This is a genomic window from Enterobacter sp. S-33, from assembly GCF_028735835.1.
In the GTDB taxonomy this organism is placed as follows: Bacteria; Pseudomonadota; Gammaproteobacteria; order Enterobacterales; family Enterobacteriaceae; genus Enterobacter; species Enterobacter vonholyi.
Genome location: NZ_CP117838.1, coordinates 292,069 through 311,205, shown reverse-complemented (window position 1 = coordinate 311,205; position 19,137 = coordinate 292,069). Strand labels below are relative to the sequence as shown.

At 57.4% G+C, this 19,137-nt stretch carries 18 protein-coding genes; 3 read left to right on the top strand and 15 right to left on the bottom strand.

Translation table 11 applies throughout. The annotated features are described in order from the left end of the window. The 3 genes from dinF to PUP35_RS01390 form a co-directional block, all read right to left on the bottom strand. Nucleotides 1-1,338, bottom strand: a complete 1,338-nt coding sequence (dinF, locus tag PUP35_RS01400; RefSeq protein WP_274241734.1) for an MATE family efflux transporter DinF — start codon at nucleotides 1,336-1,338, stop codon at nucleotides 1-3. A 62-nt stretch (nucleotides 1,339-1,400) separates the two neighbouring features. Continuing rightward, entirely contained in the window at nucleotides 1,401-2,009 is a 609-nt protein-coding gene (lexA, locus tag PUP35_RS01395; protein ID WP_111964211.1) for a transcriptional repressor LexA, read from the bottom strand. A gap of 108 nt (nucleotides 2,010-2,117) precedes the next feature. Continuing rightward, a complete protein-coding gene (locus PUP35_RS01390) occupies nucleotides 2,118-2,486 on the bottom strand; it encodes a diacylglycerol kinase (protein ID WP_111964212.1) in 369 nt (122 codons plus the stop codon). A 154-nt stretch (nucleotides 2,487-2,640) separates the two neighbouring features. On the opposite strand from PUP35_RS01390, the gene plsB reads away from it, so the two are divergent. Beyond that, nucleotides 2,641-5,061 (top strand): glycerol-3-phosphate 1-O-acyltransferase PlsB, encoded by a 2,421-nt coding sequence (plsB, locus tag PUP35_RS01385; protein ID WP_115876928.1) that lies wholly within the window; start codon nucleotides 2,641-2,643, stop codon nucleotides 5,059-5,061. A gap of 115 nt (nucleotides 5,062-5,176) precedes the next feature. On the opposite strand, the gene gntU is transcribed toward plsB, so the two are convergent. The 5 genes from gntU to PUP35_RS01360 form a co-directional block, all read right to left on the bottom strand. After that, entirely contained in the window at nucleotides 5,177-6,517 is a 1,341-nt protein-coding gene (gene gntU, locus PUP35_RS01380; protein WP_023310036.1) for a gluconate transporter, read from the bottom strand. 3 nt (nucleotides 6,518-6,520) lie between these two features. After that, a complete protein-coding gene (gene gntK, locus PUP35_RS01375; RefSeq protein ID WP_008503362.1) occupies nucleotides 6,521-7,048 on the bottom strand; it encodes a gluconokinase in 528 nt (175 codons plus the stop codon). A gap of 126 nt (nucleotides 7,049-7,174) precedes the next feature. After that, the gene (gene gntR, locus PUP35_RS01370) at nucleotides 7,175-8,170 is read right to left on the bottom strand and encodes a gluconate operon transcriptional repressor GntR (protein WP_021242747.1); all 996 of its coding nucleotides are present in this window, start codon (nucleotides 8,168-8,170) and stop codon (nucleotides 7,175-7,177) included. Nucleotides 8,171-8,271: 101 nt separating this feature from the next. Further along, a complete protein-coding gene (locus PUP35_RS01365; protein ID WP_021242746.1) occupies nucleotides 8,272-8,967 on the bottom strand; it encodes a pirin family protein in 696 nt (231 codons plus the stop codon). A gap of 123 nt (nucleotides 8,968-9,090) precedes the next feature. Further along, nucleotides 9,091-10,128: an oxidoreductase gene (locus PUP35_RS01360; RefSeq protein WP_274241728.1), complete on the bottom strand. Its 1,038-nt coding sequence runs from the start codon at nucleotides 10,126-10,128 to the stop codon at nucleotides 9,091-9,093. A 255-nt stretch (nucleotides 10,129-10,383) separates the two neighbouring features. On the opposite strand from PUP35_RS01360, the gene yhhY reads away from it, so the two are divergent. Beyond that, complete coding sequence (yhhY, locus tag PUP35_RS01355; RefSeq protein ID WP_021242744.1) at nucleotides 10,384-10,872, top strand: N-acetyltransferase; 489 nt, start codon at nucleotides 10,384-10,386, stop codon at nucleotides 10,870-10,872. An 86-nt stretch (nucleotides 10,873-10,958) separates the two neighbouring features. Here yhhY and ggt read toward each other — a convergent pair whose 3' ends face one another. Beyond that, nucleotides 10,959-12,704 carry a gamma-glutamyltransferase gene (gene ggt / locus PUP35_RS01350; RefSeq protein ID WP_274241726.1) on the bottom strand — a complete coding sequence of 582 codons (1,746 nt, stop codon included), beginning with the start codon at nucleotides 12,702-12,704 and terminating at the stop codon, nucleotides 10,959-10,961. 123 nt (nucleotides 12,705-12,827) lie between these two features. Here ggt and PUP35_RS01345 point away from each other — a divergent pair, with 123 nt between their 5' ends. After that, nucleotides 12,828-13,205 carry a DUF2756 family protein gene (locus PUP35_RS01345; RefSeq protein ID WP_111964217.1) on the top strand — a complete coding sequence of 126 codons (378 nt, stop codon included), beginning with the start codon at nucleotides 12,828-12,830 and terminating at the stop codon, nucleotides 13,203-13,205. On the opposite strand, the gene ugpQ is transcribed toward PUP35_RS01345, so the two are convergent. From ugpQ to livF, 6 genes are all read right to left on the bottom strand, one after another. Next, on the bottom strand, nucleotides 13,189-13,935 hold the full coding sequence (gene ugpQ, locus PUP35_RS01340) for a glycerophosphodiester phosphodiesterase (protein ID WP_274241725.1): 747 nt from the start codon (nucleotides 13,933-13,935) through the stop codon (nucleotides 13,189-13,191). The two genes, PUP35_RS01345 and ugpQ, sit on opposite strands and share 17 nt — an antisense overlap. Continuing rightward, nucleotides 13,932-15,002 carry a sn-glycerol-3-phosphate import ATP-binding protein UgpC gene (locus PUP35_RS01335; protein ID WP_274241724.1) on the bottom strand — a complete coding sequence of 357 codons (1,071 nt, stop codon included), beginning with the start codon at nucleotides 15,000-15,002 and terminating at the stop codon, nucleotides 13,932-13,934. The genes ugpQ and PUP35_RS01335 overlap by 4 nt, the downstream gene beginning before the upstream one ends. Nucleotide 15,003: 1 nt before the next feature. Next, complete coding sequence (gene ugpE / locus PUP35_RS01330; RefSeq protein WP_274241723.1) at nucleotides 15,004-15,849, bottom strand: sn-glycerol-3-phosphate ABC transporter permease UgpE; 846 nt, start codon at nucleotides 15,847-15,849, stop codon at nucleotides 15,004-15,006. Continuing rightward, a complete protein-coding gene (ugpA, locus tag PUP35_RS01325; RefSeq protein ID WP_274241722.1) occupies nucleotides 15,846-16,733 on the bottom strand; it encodes a sn-glycerol-3-phosphate ABC transporter permease UgpA in 888 nt (295 codons plus the stop codon). The genes ugpE and ugpA overlap by 4 nt, the downstream gene beginning before the upstream one ends. Nucleotides 16,734-16,860: 127 nt before the next feature. Further along, nucleotides 16,861-18,177 (bottom strand): sn-glycerol-3-phosphate ABC transporter substrate-binding protein UgpB, encoded by a 1,317-nt coding sequence (gene ugpB / locus PUP35_RS01320; protein WP_274241721.1) that lies wholly within the window; start codon nucleotides 18,175-18,177, stop codon nucleotides 16,861-16,863. A gap of 245 nt (nucleotides 18,178-18,422) precedes the next feature. Next, on the bottom strand, nucleotides 18,423-19,136 hold the full coding sequence (gene livF / locus PUP35_RS01315) for a high-affinity branched-chain amino acid ABC transporter ATP-binding protein LivF (RefSeq protein ID WP_008500102.1): 714 nt from the start codon (nucleotides 19,134-19,136) through the stop codon (nucleotides 18,423-18,425). Between the last annotated feature and the right edge of the window lies 1 nt (nucleotide 19,137).

Sequence of the window (19,137 nt, the reverse complement as noted above, 5' to 3'; positions counted from 1 at the left end):
TCACGATATATCGTGGCGCGAAGAGAACCAGGTATCGTTTTGCCAGTGGCGGTGCCAGATAAACGCCAGCGATAACCCGCGCAGCGAGAGGAAGACGGCCAGGGCCAGCCACAAACCGTGATTACCCAGCCAGGGAAGCGTTAGCATCGTCAGACCAAACCCTGCCGCCGCGACCGCCATGCTGTTGCGCATTTCCGCTCCGCGCGTCGCACCAATAAACATGCCGTCCAGCAGATAACACCAGACGCCGACCACCGGTAAGATGACTTGCCAGAGGAGATAGTGACTCGCCAGCTCGCGCAGAGCGGGGATAGTCGTCAGCAATGCAACGATCTGCTCACCAAAGCAGGCGTAAACCAGACCAAAGGCCAGCGCCACCAGTCCCGACTGACGGCAGGCTGCCCGCCAGACATCCCGAAGCTGCCCGCTTTCTCGCGCACCGTACGCCTGCCCGGAATGCGCTTCAACCGCGTAGGCAAAACCGTCCAGCGCATAGGCGGTAAAGGTCAGAAGCGTCATCAATATCGCGTTGACCGCCACGATTTCTGGCCCCAGTCGAGCCCCGAAAACCGTCAGCGCGCCGAAGCAGAGCTGAAGAAGCAGCGAGCGCAGCATGATGTCACGGTTGAGGGCCAGCAGCTTACGGATATTGCCGCGCCATGCGGTTTTGAGCAGCGCCAGAGAGATCCCGCGCATCGACAGCACGCGCCAGACCATCCACAAGCCAATGATAAAGGTCCCGTATTCGGCAATCGCCGTCGCCAGCGCCGCGCCCCGCACGTTCATATGCAGGCCCATCACCAGCCAGATATCCAGCACAATGTTGAGAAGGTTGCCCACCACCAGCAAAATCACTGGCGCCCGGGCATACTGAACGCCCAGTAGCCACCCCAGCAGAACCAGGTTAGCCAGCGACGCGGGCGCGCTGAGCCAGCGGATTTCAAGGAAACGTCGCGCCTGATCCAGTACCGCCTCGCTGCCGCCAACGATATGAAGCGCAAGATCGATCAGGGGTGTCCGCAATACAACGATTAACGCACCCGCGCCAAGCGCGAGTATCAGCGGCTGCACCAGCGCGCGCGCCAGACGCAGCGGATCTTTCGCACCATAAGCCTGTGCGGTAAGACCGGTGGTGCTCATGCGTAAAAAGAGCAACAGCATAAACAGGAAGCTGGTTGCCGTCGCGCCAATCGCCACGCCGCCAAGATAAACTGGTGAATCAAGATGGCCTATAACGGCAGTATCAACCAGTCCCAGTAAAGGCACGGTAATATTGGAGAAAATCATCGGCAGGGCAAGACGCCACAATGCCTTATCTGATGCCGTCAGTAGTGACATGCGAAATACCGGGAAAGGTAGATGAACAGGCTACAGCGGAAGCGTAGCCTGTCAGGAAGAGATTACAGCCATTCACCGTTACGAATCACGCCTACTGCCAGACCTTCGATAGAGAAGTTCTGTTCGCGGAGATCGACCACAATTGGGGTGAACTCGTTGTTTTCAGGCAGCAACTGAACGGTGTTACCCTGTTTTTTCAGACGTTTGACGGTGACTTCATCGTCAATGCGCGCGACAACCACCTGGCCGTTACGCACATCCTGCGTTTTATGTACCGCAAGCAGATCGCCGTCAAGAATACCGATGTCTTTCATCGACATGCCGCTAACGCGCAGCAGAAAATCAGCGCTCGGCTTGAACATGGCTGGATCGACCTGGTAATGACCTTCAATATGCTGCTGTGCCAGTAAAGGCTCACCGGCAGCAACACGACCTACCAGCGGAATGCCCGTCTCTTCTTCTACCAGCAGTCGGATACCGCGTGACGCGCCTGATACAATCTCAATCACGCCTTTACGCGCCAGCGCTTTCAGGTGTTCTTCGGCAGCATTCGGAGAACGGAAACCCAGACGCTGCGCGATTTCCGCACGCGTAGGTGGCATACCCGTCTGGCCGATATGATCCCGGATGAGATCAAACACCTCTTGCTGCCTGGTCGTTAACGCTTTCATTCCGCCCCCTGGGTGTATATACAGTTATGCTGTGAGTATATACAGTCAAAGGCGATTTTGGAACCAAAAACTGCACAAAAAACCAGGGACTTAATTATTCCTCGAGGCTCATCGGAAATGTGACCAAAGCAGCGTGACCCAGGTGATAACGGCAGTGATAATCGCCAGTAATACGGCAGCAGATCCCATGTCTTTTGCGCGGCCAGAAAGCTCATGGAAATCGGAACCGATGCGATCCACAACGGCCTCAATAGCGCTATTAAGAATTTCCACTATCATCACCAGAAGTACGGAACCGATAAGAAGTACGCGGGTAATAGCATCAACATCAAGGAAACAGGCGACGATCACCGCGATGATAGCGGCGACGCCCTCCTGGCGAAACGCGGCCTCGTTGGCCCATGCGGCACGGAAACCTTTCCATGAATAGCCGGCGGCTTTGATGATACGTGTTAACCCAGTGGTATTATTGGCCATTAAAAGAACCTTTTTTAAAAAAGAGCGTCAGTAACAGGAGCCGTAGAGCGTTTCGCTACAGCCTGAAGTATGACGGGTAACAACAGAAATTTTGCGCGCTTTCTGTTATCCTTGCGCCGCAATTGCATTATTAACCAGAGGCTTTACATCGTTTATGTCCGGCTGGCCACGAATTTACTACAAATTACTTAATTTACCATTAAGCATCCTGGTAAAAAGCAAGTCTATCCCAGCAGAACCCGCGCTGGAACTGGGGCTCGATACGTCGCGTCCCATTATGTACGTTTTGCCTTATAACTCGAAGGCTGACTTACTGACGCTTCGCGCCCAGTGTCTGGCGCATGACTTACCAGATCCGCTTGAACCGCTGGAAGTTGACGGTACGCTGCTGCCGCGCTACGTGTTCATCCACGGCGGGCCGCGCGTGTTTACCTATTACACGCCGAAAGAAGAGTCCATCAAGCTGTTCCATGACTATCTCGACCTGCACCGCAGCAACCCCGATCTGGATGTGCAGATGGTGCCGGTATCGGTGATGTTTGGTCGTCGTCCGGGCCGCGAAAAAGGTGAAGAGAACCCGCCGCTGCGCATGCTTAACGGCATCCAGAAGTTCTTTGCGGTCTCCTGGCTGGGACGCGACAGCTTTGTACGTTTCTCCCCTTCCGTTTCGCTGCGTCGCATGGCGGACGAGCACGGCACCGACAAGATCATCGCGCAAAAACTGGCGCGCGTGGCGCGTATGCACTTCGCTCGTCAGCGCCTCGCTGCCGTAGGGCCACGCCTCCCGGCGCGTCAGGATCTGTTCAACAAGCTGCTGGCCTCCAAAGCGATTGCCCGCGCCGTTGAAGATGAAGCGCGCAGCAAGAAAATTTCGCATGAGAAAGCCCAGCAGAACGCCATTGCGCTGATGGAAGAGATTGCAGCGAACTTCTCTTACGAGATGATTCGCCTTTCCGATCGTATTCTCGGCTTTACGTGGAACCGCCTTTATCAGGGCATCAACGTCCATAACGCCGAGCGCGTGCGTCAGCTGGCGCATGATGGCCATGAAATTGTCTATGTCCCCTGCCACCGCAGCCACATGGACTACCTGCTCCTTTCCTACGTGCTCTATCATCAGGGGCTGGTACCGCCGCACATTGCTGCCGGTATCAACCTGAATTTCTGGCCAGCAGGTCCGATTTTCCGCCGCCTGGGCGCGTTCTTTATTCGTCGTACCTTCAAGGGTAACAAGCTCTACTCCACCGTGTTCCGCGAGTATCTGGGCGAGCTGTTCAGCCGCGGCTATTCCGTGGAGTACTTCGTGGAGGGCGGTCGTTCCCGTACCGGTCGTCTGCTCGATCCGAAGACCGGCACGCTGTCGATGACCATCCAGGCCATGCTGCGCGGAGGTACCCGTCCGATTACGCTGGTGCCTATCTACATTGGCTACGAGCACGTGATGGAAGTGGGCACGTACGCGAAAGAGCTGCGTGGCGCGACCAAAGAGAAAGAGAGCCTGCCGCAGATGCTGCGCGGCTTGAGCAAGTTGCGCAATCTTGGTCAGGGCTACGTGAACTTCGGCGAGCCGATGCCGCTGATGACGTACCTGAACCATCACGTTCCGGAGTGGCGCGAGTCCATCGATCCTATCGAAGCGGTGCGTCCGGCCTGGCTGACGCCAACGGTTAACGGCATCGCGTCCGAGCTGATGGTGCGCATTAACAACGCCGGTGCGGCTAACGCCATGAACCTGTGCTGTACGGCACTTCTGGCTTCGCGCCAGCGCTCGCTGACCCGTGAACAGCTCACAGAGCAGCTGGATTGCTATCTGGATATGATGCGGAACGTGCCGTATTCGGTTGATTCGACCGTACCTTCTGCGACCGCCAGTGAGCTTATCGATCACGCGCTTCAGATGAACAAGTTTGAAGTCGAAAAGGACACGATCGGCGACATCATCATTCTGCCGCGCGAGCAGGCGGTGCTGATGACCTACTACCGCAACAACATCACGCATATGCTGATGCTGCCGTCGCTCATGGCCGCCATTATTACCCAGCATCGTCATATCTCCCGTCAGGAGCTATTGCGCCATCTTGAGACCATCTATCCGATGCTGAAAGCGGAGCTGTTCCTGCGCTGGAGTAAGGATGAGCTGGCGACAGAACTGGATAAGATGACGGAAGAGATGCGTCGCCAGGGGCTGATCGCTGTTTCAAACGACGAGCTGCACATCAATCCGTCACGCTCCCGTACCTTGCAGCTGCTGGCGGCCGGTGCGCGTGAAACGCTGCAGCGCTACGCCATTACGTTCTGGCTGCTGAGTGCGAACCCGTCCATCAACCGCGGTACGCTGGAGAAAGAAAGCCGGACGCTGGCCCAGCGCCTGTCCGTTCTGCACGGCATTAACGCCCCTGAATTCTTCGACAAAGCAGTCTTTAGTTCTCTGGTACTGACGCTGCGTGATGAAGGCTTCATCAGCGATACGGGCGATGCCGAGCCGGAAGAGACGCTGAAGGTTTACCAGATGCTCGCAGAGCTGATTACCTCGGACGTGCGCTTGACGATTGAGAGCGCCACGCAGGGCGAGTGATGTTAAAAAGCCGGGTGATGGTTTCACCTGACCCGGCCTGACGCCCTGGATAATAAAAAGGCCCGGTAAGCGCTGACGCTACCGGGCCTTTTTTTGCCTTGTTAAATCATTGCATTTAGCTGAGCAGCGTAAAGGCAATCATCCCGACAATCGCCCCCGTCGTGCCGAGGATAGTTTCCATCAGCGTCCAGGTTTTCAGGGTTTGCGCTTCGGTGGCGCCGGTAAACTTACCGAACAACCAGAAGCCGGCGTCGTTAACGTGAGAGACCACAATCGAACCGCCCGCGATACAGATAGAGAGCGCGGCCATCTGGGCACCGGAGTAGTTCAGCTGTTCAATCACCGGCATCACCAGACCCACGGCGGTTAAACACGCCACGGTGGCGGAACCCTGGATGATACGCACCGCCGCAGCCAGCACAAAGCAGGTGACCGCAATCGGCAGACCCATCCCGGTCAGCGCTTCACCCAGAGCCGGGCCCACGCCGGAATCCACCAGCACCTGCTTGAACACGCCGCCGGCACCGATCACCAGCAGGATAATGCCCGCAGGCTGCAGCGCCGCACCGCAAATCTCCATCACCCGGTCTTTCGGCATCCCCTGACGCATCGCCAGGCCGTAAATCGCCACCAGACAGGCCACCAGGATCGCCGTAAATGGGTGACCGATGAACTCGAACCATTCGTAGGCGCTGGAACCCACCGGCACAAAGCGCGCGGCGATGGTTTTCAGACCCACCAGAACCAGCGGCAGCAGGATCAGCGACAGGCTGAAGCCGAAGGACGGCATTTTGCCCTCGCCCAGGTGCGGCTCGGTGACGTCATCCGGAATATGCAGCTCAACGTAACGGCTGATGAAGTTGCCCCACAGCGGACCGGCGATAATCATCCCCGGGATTGCCGCGCACAGGCCAATCAGGATCATCCAGCCAAAGTCGGCGTGCATCTGGGAGGCAAGCAGCATCGGCGCAGGCCCCGGCAGCAGAAACGCCGCAGCCGCCGCCACCCCCGCAAACAGCGGAATGACCAGCTTCACGAGGTTAGTACCAGTATGGCGCGCCATGGAGAATGCGACGCTTATCAGCAGCACAACGGCCACTTCGAAGAACAGCGGCAGCGCGCAAATCAGCCCTGCCAGGCCAATCGCGTAGTGCGCACGGCTGTGGCCAAAGGATTTCAGCATCTTGACGGCAATCTGGTCGACCGCGCCCGTCTCGTGCAAAATCTTGCCAAACATCGCGCCCAGCGCGACCACAATCGCCAGGAAGCCCAGCGTACCGCCCATCCCTTTTTCCATTGTCGCGGCGATCTTGTCGAGCGGCATACCGGAAAAGAGACCAGCACCAATAGAAACCACCATCAAAGCAACAAAGGCGTGCATGCGCGCCTTCATCACTAAAAACAGCAGCAGCAATACCGAACCCACTGCTGTCAAAACTAGCGTTAATGTACTCAAAACTTACTGCCTTTTATTAATGACCTCGATGGTGCTGGCAACAACACCCTCCAGTGACTGATCGATATCAACCACTAAGACGTCTTTCTCGTCTTCACCCGGCTCCTGCAGCGCTTCGAACTGCGTTACCAGCATCTGGGTTTTGAAGAAGTGACCTTTACGCGCCTTCAGGCGGCTTTCAATCACTTCGAAATCCCCTTTCAGGTAGATGAAAGAGAGATTCGGGTTGCCGTCACGCAGCAGGTCGCGGTAGGTTTTTTTTAGCGCGGAGCAGACGATCAGGGAGACTTTATTGGTACGCTGCATCGCGAACGCGGCGTCATTCAGCGCCTGCAACCACGGTTTGCGGTCGTCATCGTTCAGCGGCTCGCCGGAGGCCATTTTCATGATGTTGCTGCGCGGATGGAGGAAGTCGCCATCAAGAAACGCAGCCTGGAGTTGATGCGCCACTTCGCTGGCCACGGCTGATTTCCCGCTACCGGAAACGCCCATCAGGACGTAGACGTGGTGATCGTGATTAGTCGTGCTCAAAGGGTGTCCCTCAGTCAATTGTTACGGGTAACAGTTATCGGTAACATTGTCCTGCTGGGGCAAAAGAGAAGCAATATCCAAACGTGCGCGAAGTGAATAAGTGTGAGCTACTTCAAATTTGTCAGTTCAAATAGATCCACCCGGTGACAAGGTGAAACCTAAATCTAACATTTTCGGGGTCACCGTCTCGCCACGAATGCGCGCCAGCAGGCGTTCTGCGCCAATGCGGCCCATACGTTCACGCGGCGTCAGGACGCTCGCCAGACGCGGCTCCATCACCTGGCCAATGTCGTGGCCGTGGAAACCGGCGATCGCCATATCATCAGGGATCTTCAGCCCCAGACGCTGACACTCAAATGCTGCGCCGACCGCAAGGTCATCGTTGGTACAGAAAATACCGTCCAGTTGCGGATACTCGCGTCGTGCCTGACGCATCAGCTCAATACCCGACGTATAGGAAGAGGACTGCTCCACCATCACGCTGTACGGGGTTAAGTTCGCGTCGAGCATCGCCTGCTCGTATCCCTTCTGTTTGATGATAGTACGTTCATCAAGACGCGCACCCAGATAGGCGATATGACGATGCCCGCGGGCGATAATGGCCGCCGTCATCTGGCGCGCCGCTTCGAAGTTATCAAAGCCGACGGCGATGTCGAGGCACGGCGACTGGCTGTCCATCAGCTCCACGACCGGAATACCGGCCACTTCAATCATTTTGAGCGTGCGGGCAGTGTGGGTTCGTTCGGTTAAAATCAGGCCGTCAATGTTCCAGGAAAGCATCGATTCAAGACGTTCCTCTTCGAGTTCCGGCTTGTACCCGTAGTGGGCGAGCATGGTCTGGTAGCCAAACGCATCGGTGACGCTTTCAATTCCACGTAATACTTCGGCGAAAACCTGGTTGGTCAAAGAAGGAAGCAGAACGCCCACCGCGCGGCTGGTCGCATTCGAGAGAATATCGGGTGCACGGTTGGGGATATAACCCAGTTCATCAAGGGCAGCGGCAATCTTGCCACGTAACGCCACGGAAACCTGTTCCGGGTTACGTAAAAAACGGCTGACCGTCATTTTGGTCACACCGACGCGATCGGCGACATCCTGAAGTACGGGGCGTTTCTTTTTCATCGTCCTGAGAAATCTTGAAGTGAGAGATTTGCTCAGTTTACCACGGACAAAGCCCATCCTTCCCCTGTCAAAGGGAAGGATGGGGATTTATTTATGTTTTATTACACCGGCGGCAGGTCAAACAGCAGAATTTCGCTTTCGCTGTCGGCATGCACGGAGATCGCCTGCTCATCCCAGATGGCCAGACCATCGGCGGTTGTCGCTTTGGTCCCGTTGATGGACACGTCACCTTTCACCACCTGGATCCAGACGCGGCGGTTAGCGGCAATCTGATGCACGGACTGTTCATCTTTCGCCAGCGCCCAGCGGTACAGCTCCATATCCTGATGCACTTTCAGGGAACCTTCACGCGCATCCGGGGACAGCACCAGCTGTTTGCCTTGTTTCGCGTCGAAGCGGCGCTGCTCGTAGCGCGGCGTGATGCCGGTCTCTTCTGGAATGATCCAGATTTGATACAGGTGCAGTTTTTCCGTTTTGCTCGGGTTGTACTCGGAGTGACGCACCCCGGTACCCGCGCTCATAATCTGGAACTCGCCTGCCGGAACCTGCTCTTTGTTGCCCATGCTGTCCTGGTGCTCAACCGCGCCTTCCAGCACATAGGTCAGGATTTCCATGTCTTTGTGCGGGTGGGTACCGAAGCCCTGGCCTGCATCAATCACGTCGTCGTTAATCACGCGCAGCGCGGAGAAGCCCATGAAGTTCGGGTCGTAGTAGTCGGCAAACGAGAATGAATGCCATGAGTCCAGCCAGCCATGATTCGCGTGACCACGTTCGTTTGCTTTGCGTAAGTAGATCATTGTTTTCACCCTCAGTTCGTTTCGATGGAGTAAGTGTGGACGCAAACGGCCTGGGATCATAGAGGGTGAAAATTGACTCCTCTGTTCAAAAATTATGAACAAGCACAGAGGAGCCGTTTTTGCTTATTTCGCGAGGGTTATCGTGGCAGGAGAAGCCTGTTCGAAGGCCCGTTCAAGGATTTCGAGGTTGGTCAGAACGTCAGATTCCTTGACGTAATTCGCCGTGCCGTTTGTGAGGGTCTCAAACAGCGCATCGTAGACGCGGCCATAGTCGCCGCTTTCCGGCTTCAGCGTTTCTTTGACCGTCATGCCCTCGTCGTTCACATACTCCAGCACGCCCACGGAATCGCCTGCGGCAAATCCCGGCTCGCCCGGCATGATATTGGCCTTCAGGCTGGTCTCCTGCTGGTCAATGCCGTACTTAATGAACGAACCCCGGGTACCGTGAACGATAAATTTCGGGTAGTCGATCTTCACCAGGTGGCTGGTTTTGACGATGGCCTTCAGATCGCCGTAGAACAGCTGGGCTTCGAAGGTATCGTCCGGATTGGCTTTGTTGCGCAGGCTGCGAATGTCATACGCCACGTGGTCCGGGCGGCCAAACAGGGAGATGATCTGGTCCATGGTGTGCACGCCCAGACCATAGAACGAACCATCCTGAGGCAGTCCGGGCTGCGTTTCCGCCACCGGACGGTAGTAATCGAAGTGACTTTCGATTTCCACGATGTTGCCGAGCTTGCCGCTTTCAATCGCTTTTTTCGCCGTCAGGAAGCAGCTGTCAAAGCGACGGTTCTGGTACGGCGTAACGGTCAGGCCTTTGCTTTTCGCCAGCGCGAACAGCTCTTTCGCTTCGGCAATAGTCGGGGTGAACGGCTTTTCTACCAGCACGTTTTTACCCGCATTGAGCGCGCGTTTGGCATAGTCAAAATGGCTGTCGGCGTGGGTGCAGACAATCACCAGCTTCACCTGCGGGTCGTTAAGCACCTCGTCGAGATCGCTGGTGAAGTGGATGTGGGAATACTGCGGAGATTGCTCTTCCGGCTTCGCGCGGCGGCGGTAGATATGGGCCACATGCCAGGTATCTTTACGGTTGAGGACATACGGCAGGTGATAGCGGGTGGTGCTTTTACCAAATCCAATAAATGCACAGTGTAGTGTCATGGCTCAGTCCTTTTGGAAGGTTACTGAGTCTAACCATAACAAAAAAAAGCCAGCTAAAAGCTGGCTAAAGTAATACTGGAAGCAATGTGAGCAATGTCGTGCTTTCAGGTTCCCGTAGGAGTCTTCCTGAATGCAGAGCAATAATAATCATTCTCATTCGCACTTGTCCAATACTTTTTGCAAAAAATAGCGGTTGACTCAAATTTTAAAGTCATTGATGTTGGAAGGGACTTTTAACTGACTGAGGAACAAGGAATGAGTGAGATAGTGATACGCCATATCGAACCCAGCGATGCAGAAGCTTTACGTGACATCATGTCGCATCCTGATGTGTATCACGACACGCTACAACTCCCTCATCCTTCTATGGAAATGTGGCACGAACGCGTTGCGACAAAACCAGGCCGGCGCCATCTCGTTGCCTGTCTTGACCAGCGCGTTATTGGACATATGGCGCTGGACGTAATGGAAAACCCGCGTCGCAGCCATGTTGCCACATTCGGCATCAGCGTGGCTGCGGATATGCAGGGACGCGGCGTAGGCCGCAGGCTCATGAGCGAGATGATCAACCTGTGTGACAACTGGTTGCGCATTGAACGTATCGAACTGACGGTCTTTGCCGATAACCCCGCGGCAGTTGCCCTCTATAAAAATTTTGGTTTTGAAATCGAAGGGACCGGCAAGAAATTTGCCCTGCGCAACGGCGAATATGTGGACGCGTATTATATGGCGAGAATGAAGTAGTGATTTGCCGGGTGGCGGCTTCGCCTTGCCCGGCCTACGTTCGTGCAGTTGTAGGCCCGGTAAGCGCAGCGCCACCGGGCAATACATCAATACCCCGCCGTCAAATCATCCACCGAACGCGGATCTGATGCGCCAAACAGCGCTCCGTCCGGCCCTACCATAATGCTCTGGGTGCTGCCCATCGCCTCTTTCACCGCCACCTTCTGCCCACGCTGCTCAAGCAGTTTAATGGTGTCCGGGCTAAAGCCCTTCTCGACGCGCAGCTCGTCCGGCAGCCACTGATGATGGAAGCGCGGGGCGTTGGTGGCTTCGGCGACGTTCATCCCAAAGTCAATGCTGTTCACCACCATCTGCAATACTGTGGTGATAATTCGGCTGCCGCCCGGGCTGCCGGTTACCAGCCAGGTTTTGCCATCTTTCACGACAATGGTGGGCGACATGGACGACAGCGGACGTTTCTTCGGCCCTACCGCATTCGCATCGCCGCCGACCAGCCCGTAGACGTTCGGCACGCCCGGCTTGGCGGAGAAGTCATCCATCTCGTTGTTCAGCAGAATGCCGCTATTGCCCGCCACAATCCCGGTGCCAAACGTGGTGTTGAGCGTATAGGTCACCGCCACCGCGTTACCGTCTTTATCCACCACCGAGAAGTGGGTGGTCTGGTTGCTTTCATACGGCGCCAGCTTGCCGGGGCGGATCTCGCTCGACGGCTTAGCCTTGTTGATGTCGATCTGATCGGCAATGGATTTGGCGTACGCCTTGTTGGTCAGCGCCTGCCACGGCACCTTCACGAAGTCCGGGTCGCCGAGATATTCCGAGCGATCGGCATAGGCGCGTTTTTCCGCTTCCGCCATTATCTGCATGGCATCCGCGCTGCCAAAGCCGAACTTGTGCATATCGAAGTTTTCAAGAATGTTGAGGATCTGCACGATGTGAATGCCCCCGGAAGACGGCGGCGGCATGGAGAAGACCTCATAGCCGCGGTAGGTGCCGCTAATCGGCTCGCGCTCCACCGCCCTGTAGTCCGCCAGATCCGCTTTGGTGATGAGCCCGCCGTTCTTCTGCATCTCTTCCGCAATCTGATCGGCAATCGCCCCTTTGTAGAAGGCGTCCGGACCGTGCTCCGCAATCAGCTCCAGGCTTTTGGCGAGGTTCTTCTGCACCAGCTTATCGCCCTTCTTCAGCGGCTCGCCATCTTTCCAGAAGATCGCCTTGCTGTTTTCGTGATTCGGAATGACTTCGCTACCGTAGGTTTTGAGGTCGTCTGCCAGCGCGTCATTCACCACAAAGCCCTCCCGCGCCAGCTTGATGGCAGGCTGCACCACCTTGTTTAGCGGCATCGAGCCGTATTTTTCCAGCGCCAGCGAGAAGCCAGCAACGGTGCCCGGCGTGCCGGACGCGAGATGCGAGGTCAGGGATTTTTTACTGTCCGGGTTGCCCTGGTCATCAAGGAACATGTCCCGTGACGCCTGAGAAGGCGCCATTTCACGGAAGTCGATGGCGGTGGTTTTCCCGTCTTTGGTGCGCAGCATCATAAAGCCGCCACCGCCCAGGTTCCCCGCTTGCGGGTGCGTCACCGCCAGCGCGTAGCCGACGGCGACCGCGGCATCCACCGCGTTACCGCCCTGTCTGAGAATATCGACGCCCACGCGGGTCGCCAGCGCATCCACGGATGCCACCATGCCGTGGGTTGCCCGCACGGGATGAAAAACATCTTCCTCCACGCCGTAAGAGACCGGAGGCGCCGCGGGCGGGTTCGCCGCCACGCTAAATGTACCGCCAGCCATCAGCGCGGCGAGGGCGACCCAGCGCAAAAACGTTGGTTTCATCATTATTGTTCTCCAGGTGAAGGGATCCATATTCCCCGCTTAAGCCTGGTTCACAACTCCTAAAAAATCATCGTCATGGTGAAATCAGGGTAAACTTAAGAGAGACCTCAAGAGGAGGAAATGACAATGAAACGCTTATTGATTCTTACGGCGCTGATCCCCTTTGCCGCGCTCGCACAGCCACTCAACACCATGAATAACCCGAATCAGCAGGGTTACGTCATCCCGAGCCAGCAGCGTATGCAGACCGAGATGATGAGCCAGCAGCAGCAGCAAAAAGGGATGCTGAATCAGCAGCTGAGAACGCAGACCCAGGTGCAGCAGCAAAGCCTGCAAAATCAGATGAACGCCAACACCCAGCGCGTGCAGCAGGGGCAGGTGCGCGAGCAGCCGTTGCCAAATAAAAACGGCGGGATGTTAGGGGGAATGACGTCGTCAGGCAGCGGACAGCAGCATATGCTGCCGCCGCAGTCGAATGGCAGTATGCTTAATCCGCAGAACTAAAGTCCGGGCCGATCAGGTCGATTGCATCGGTGCAGATGCTGTCCACCCCCCAGCGCAGCAGTTCGGCCGCGCGCTGGGGTTTATTGACGGTGTAAACCAGAATATGCAGACCCGCGTCCTTCAGCATCTTCACCCGCGTCTCATCCAGCAGCTTGTGGTTGAGATGAATAGAGACGCACGCTAAGCGCGTCGTCAGCTCGCGCCAGTCCTCGCGCCACTCGTCAAGCAGCAGCCCGCGCGGCAGCTCCGGCACGGCCGCCTGTGCCGCTTCCAGTGCGTCAATTTCAAACGAGGAGAGCAGCGGCGCGGTCATCCCTTCCCACAGCTCGCGCGCGGCAAGGGCAATCACTTTGCCCGTCAGCAGCCCGGTGCCGGTGGTCGGTTTGATTTCGATATTGGCCATCATGCCGTGCTGGCGACAGCGATCGGCTACTTCCGCCAGCAGCGGCAGCGGTTCGCCTTTAAATTCGCCGCTGTACCAGCTTCCGGCGTCAACTTTCAGCAGATCGCGCCACGGCAGCTCGCCCGCCACGCCCCAGCCGTTGCTGGTGCGTTCAAGGTTATCGTCATGCAGCAGGAAAATTTCGCCGTCTTTCGACAGCTTGGCGTCGAACTCGATCATCGTGTGACCGTAGCGCGCGCCGACGTCAATCGCCGCCAGCGTGTTTTCCGGCGCCAGCTTACCGCCGCCGCGGTGGGCGACGACGTGGGGATAAGGCCAGTTGCTCATACTCGTTGTCCTGTTTCACCGTCAAACAGGTGCAGATGATTTTCCGGCAGGTGCAGCCACAGCGTGCTGCCTGCTTTAGGGCGCTCCTGATGTGCCAGACGCACCACCATCTTTTGCTCGCCCCAGCGCCCGTGCGCCAGGTTATCTGCACCCAACATCTCCAGCGTGTCCATGATCAGCGGCACGCCGCCTTCCGCCTGAGAGGTTAAACCGATATGTTCCGGGCGGATACCGAGCGTCATCTTACGCCCGGCGTAGCCACGATAGTACCAGTTGATTGGCAATGCCATCCCGCTTTCCAGCTCAAAGTGCGAGCCCGCGCTGCTGATACGCCCTTCCAGCAGGTTCATCGCCGGGCTGCCGATAAAGCTCGCCACAAAGCGGGTAGCCGGTTTCTCATACACTTCCACCGGGGTACCAATCTGCTCGGCAACGCCTTTGTTCATCACCATCACGCGCTGGGCGAGGGTCATGGCTTCGACCTGATCGTGGGTAACGTACAGCGAGGTGGTTTTCAGACGACGGTGCAATTGCTGCAGCTCAAGACGCATCTGCACGCGCAGCTTGGCGTCGAGGTTAGAGAGCGGCTCGTCGAACAGGAATACCGCCGGATCGCGCACGATGGCGCGCCCCATCGCTACGCGCTGGCGCTGGCCGCCGGAGAGCTCGCGCGGGCGGCGCTTGAGCAGGCCGTCCAGCTCCAGAATGCGGGCGGCTTCTTTCACGCGCTCCTCGATATGGCCTTTGCCCATGCCGCGGATTTTCAGCCCCCAGGCCATGTTCTCCTCCACGCTCATGTGCGGGTAGAGAGCGTAGTTCTGGAAGACCATCGCGATACCTCTGTCTTTCGGCTCCATCTCGGTGACGCGCTGGCGGTCAATCCAGATGTCCCCAGACGTCACGCGCTCCAGCCCCGCCACCATGCGCAGCAGGGTGGATTTGCCGCAGCCGGACGGGCCGACCATCACGATAAACTCCCCGTCCGCCACGTCGAGCGTCAGCGGCTGGATCACCTGGGTTTTGCCGTCCCAGCTTTTGGTTACTGCCTGAAGTTTTAAACCTGCCATCTTATTTCTCGCTATCGACCAGGCCGCGGACAAACGCGCGCTGCATGGCTAAAACAATGACTACGGGTGGGATAAGGGTGAGCAGCATCGCCGCCATCACCTGGTTCCAGAGGGTGGTGCCTTCGCCGACGGCAATCATGCCTTTGATGCCCGCCACGGCGGTGCCGAGATTGACGTCCTGAATAATCAGCAGCGGCCACAGGTACTGGTTCCAGCCGTAGATAAAGGTGATCACAAACAGCGCCGCAAGGTTGGTTTTCGACAGCGGCAGCACGATGTCGCGGAAGAAGCGCATCGGTGAGGCGCCGTCGATGCGCGCGGCTTCAATCAGCTCGTCCGGCAGGGTCATAAAGAACTGGCGGAAGAGGAAGGTGGCGGTCGCCGAGGCCATCAGCGGCAGGGTTAAGCCCGCGTAGCTGTCGAGCATCTTCAGGTTGGCGATCACCTCCACCGTCGGGAAGATACGCACCTCAACCGGCAGCATCAGCGTGATGAAGATCATCCAGAAGAAGAGGTTACGCAGCGGAAAGCGGAACCAGACGATGGCGAACGCCGAAAGCATCGACACCGTAATTTTGCCGACCGTAATGCCAAACGCCATGATGAAGCTGTTGAGCATCATCAGCCAGAACGGTGCGCTGTTGACGCCCACGCCCTGGGTCCAGATGGTCTTCATGTTCTCAAAGAGGTGGCCGCCGGGGATCAGCGTCATCGGCGTATCGAACACCGCTTTGGTGTCCAGCGTGGCGGCAACAAAGGCCACGTACAGCGGGAAGAGGATGACGATGATCCCTAAAATCAGCATGGTATGGCTGAAAATCGTCAGCCCGCGACGGTTCTCAATCATTGATAGCGCACCTTACTTTCGACATAGCGGAACTGCACCACCGTGAGGATGATGACGAGGAACATCAGCACAACCGACTGCGCGGCAGAGGCGGAGAGATCCAGCCCGGCGAAGCCTTCGCGATAGATTTTGTAAATCAGCGTGGTGGTCGCCTGCACCGGGCCGCCTGCGGTGGCCGCATCGATTACCGGGAAGGTGTCGAAGAAGGCGTAAACGAGGTTAACCACCAGCAGGAAGAAGCTTACCGGGGCGATCAGCGGCAGCGACAGCCTGAAGAAGCGACGAATCGGCCCTGCGCCGTCAATCGCGGCGGCTTCCACCAGCGAACGCGGAATGGACTGCAGCGCGGCAAAGAAGAACAGGAAGTTATAGCTAATCTGCTTCCACACCGAGGCGAACACCACCAGGAACATGGCCTGGCCGCTGTTCTGGGCGTGGTTCCAGTCGTAGCCGAACTCAGCCAGGAAGTGGGTAATCAGCCCGCGACCGGGGTTAAACAGGAAAATCCACAGCACGGCGGCGACGGCGGGCGCCACGGCGTAAGGCAGCAGCATCAGGGTCTGATACAGGCGGCTGCCACGCACCACGTAATCGACCAGCGCGGCGAAAAATAGCGAGGCAACAAGGCCGCTGAAGGTGACCAGCGCGCTGAATTTCATCGTCGTCCAGAAGGACTCCAGGTAGTAGCTGTCATTGAACAGCGCGGTAAAGTTGTCCAGCCCGACAAACTGGCTGGAAAGCCCAAACGGATCGACGCTTTGTACCGAGTACCACAGCGCTTCGCCCGCAGGCCAGATAAAGAAGATAACGGTGATGACCAGCTGAGGCGCGACCAGCAGGTACGGCAGCCAGCGGGAACGGAACACCGGACGGGATGATGACATAGGTTAGCTCTGTAGGTATTCACCCCTCACCCTAGCCCTCTCCCCAGAGGGGAGAGGGGACTGCACGGAGCCGTCTTTTCTCCCTCGCCCCTTTGGGGAGAGGGCCGGGGTGAGGGGCAGGTTTGAATTACGATTTCGTCGACTGTTCAAAGCGGCGCAGCAGCTGATTCCCGCGCTCTACCGCGGAATCCAGCGCCTGCTGTGGCGTTTTCTTACCGGTCCAGACGCTTTCCAGCTCCTCATCCACAATGGTGCGGATCTGCGGCATGTTGCCCAGGCGCAGGCCTTTGGTGAACGGCAACGGCGGCTTGTTCAGCATCTGACGCGTCGCGATATCCGCGCCCGGGTTCTTGCTGTAGAAGCCCTGCTCGCGGGTCAGGTCATACGCGGCTTTGGTGATCGGCAGGTAGCCGGTCTTCTGGTGCCATTCGGAGGCGTTTTCCGGCTTCGCCAGGAAGTCGAGGAACTCGGCCACGCCTTTATAGGTGCCCTTGTCTTTACCCTGCATCACCCACAGGCTCGCCCCGCCGATGATGGCGTTCTGCGGCGCGCCCTTCACGTCAGCGTCATACGGCATCATGCCCACGCCGTAGTTAAATTTGGCGTAGTGGCGGATATCCGCCAGAGAGCCGGACGAGGCGGTGGTAATGGCGCAGTCGCCGTTGTAGAACTTCTCGGTGGATTCGTCTTTACGCCCGAAGTAGCTGAAGTCGCCCTTCTTGTTCAGATCGGCAAGCAGCGCAATGTGCTTCACCTGCTCCGGCTTGTTGAACTCCAGTACCGCATCGGTGCCGTCGAAGCCGTTGTTTTTGGTCGCAACCGGCAGGCCGTGCCAGGCGCTGAAGTTTTCAATCTGGATCCAGCCCTGCCAGCCGCTGGCGTAGCCGCACTTCATCCCCGCCGCTTTCAGCTTCGCGATGTATTCGGCCAGGTCCTGCCAGGTTTTTGGCGGCTGCTCCGGGTCTAAACCGGCTTTTTTGAAGGCGTCTTTGTTGTAGTACAGCACCGGCGTGGAGCTGTTGAACGGCTGGGACAGCAGATGGCCGGTTTTGGAATCGGTGTAGTAACCGGCTACGGTCGGTACAAACCGGGATTCATCGAAGTTGATACCCGCTTCTTTGAATACTTCATAGACCGGCTTGATGGCTTTGGAGGCCATCATGGTGGCGGTGCCCACTTCATAAACCTGTAACAGTGCAGGCGCATTGCCGGTACGGAAGGCGGCAATGCCCGCGCTCAGGCTCTGCTCGTAGTTGCCTTTGTACACCGGCACAATTTTGTAATCCGGGTGGGTGTCGTTGAAACGCTGCGCCAGGGAGTCAACTTCTTTACCCAACTCCCCTTCCATGGAATGCCAGAACGGAATGGTCGTCACAGCCATTGCGTTCGTCGCAAAAGCCAGACCCAGTGCCAGACCCAAAGCTGTGTGTCGTAACGATGTCATTGTCATCTCTCTTATTGTGCCGGATGCGCGATATCACGCGTTTTATGCTCGCGAGGTAACATGACATGCTCGAATGACAGAAAAATAACTGTTTGTTTACAGATAAGTGACAGTAAAGGGTCAGGGGGATGATGGTTGTGTGAAGGGGGTTTATGTGAAAAAGCCGGGTGGCGGCTTCGCCTTACCCGGCCTGGTTGATACCGTAGGCCCGGTAAGCGTAAGCGCCACCGGGCGATACAGACGACTCAGCCGCCCAGATACGCGCTCCGCACCGCTTCGTTCGCCAGCAGCGCGTCGCCGGTGTCCTCCAGCACCACGCGGCCGTTCTCCAGCACGTAGCCACGGTCGGCGAGCTTCAGCGCCTGGTTGGCGTTCTGCTCGACGAGGAAGATGGTCATCCCCTCTTTGCGCAGCTGCTCGATGGTGTCGAATATCTGCTGGATGATGATTGGCGCCAGGCCGAGCGACGGCTCGTCCAGCAGCAGCAGGCGCGGCTGGCTCATCAGCGCGCGGCCGATCGCCAGCATCTGCTGTTCACCGCCGGACATGGTGCCCGCACGCTGAATGCGGCGCTCCCACAGGCGCGGGAAGAGTTCGTACACCCACTTGATGCGGGTCTGGTATTCATCGCGGTGGGCGAAGAACCCACCCATCGCCAGGTTCTCTTCCACCGTCATACGCGAGAACACGCGGCGCCCTTCCGGAACAATCGCCACCGCCTCGCGCATGATTCTGGCGGTCTGCCAGTCGGTAATGTCTTTGCCATCAAACACAATCCGCCCGCTGGTGGCGCGCGGGTCGCCGCACAGGGTGCCGAGCAGCGTGGTTTTGCCCGCGCCGTTGGCGCCAATCAGGGTCACGATTTCACCCTGATTGATATGCAGGCTGACGTCGTGCAGCGCCTGGATCTTGCCGTAGTGCGCGTTGACCTTGTCGAACGTTAACATCGCTTTTTCCATC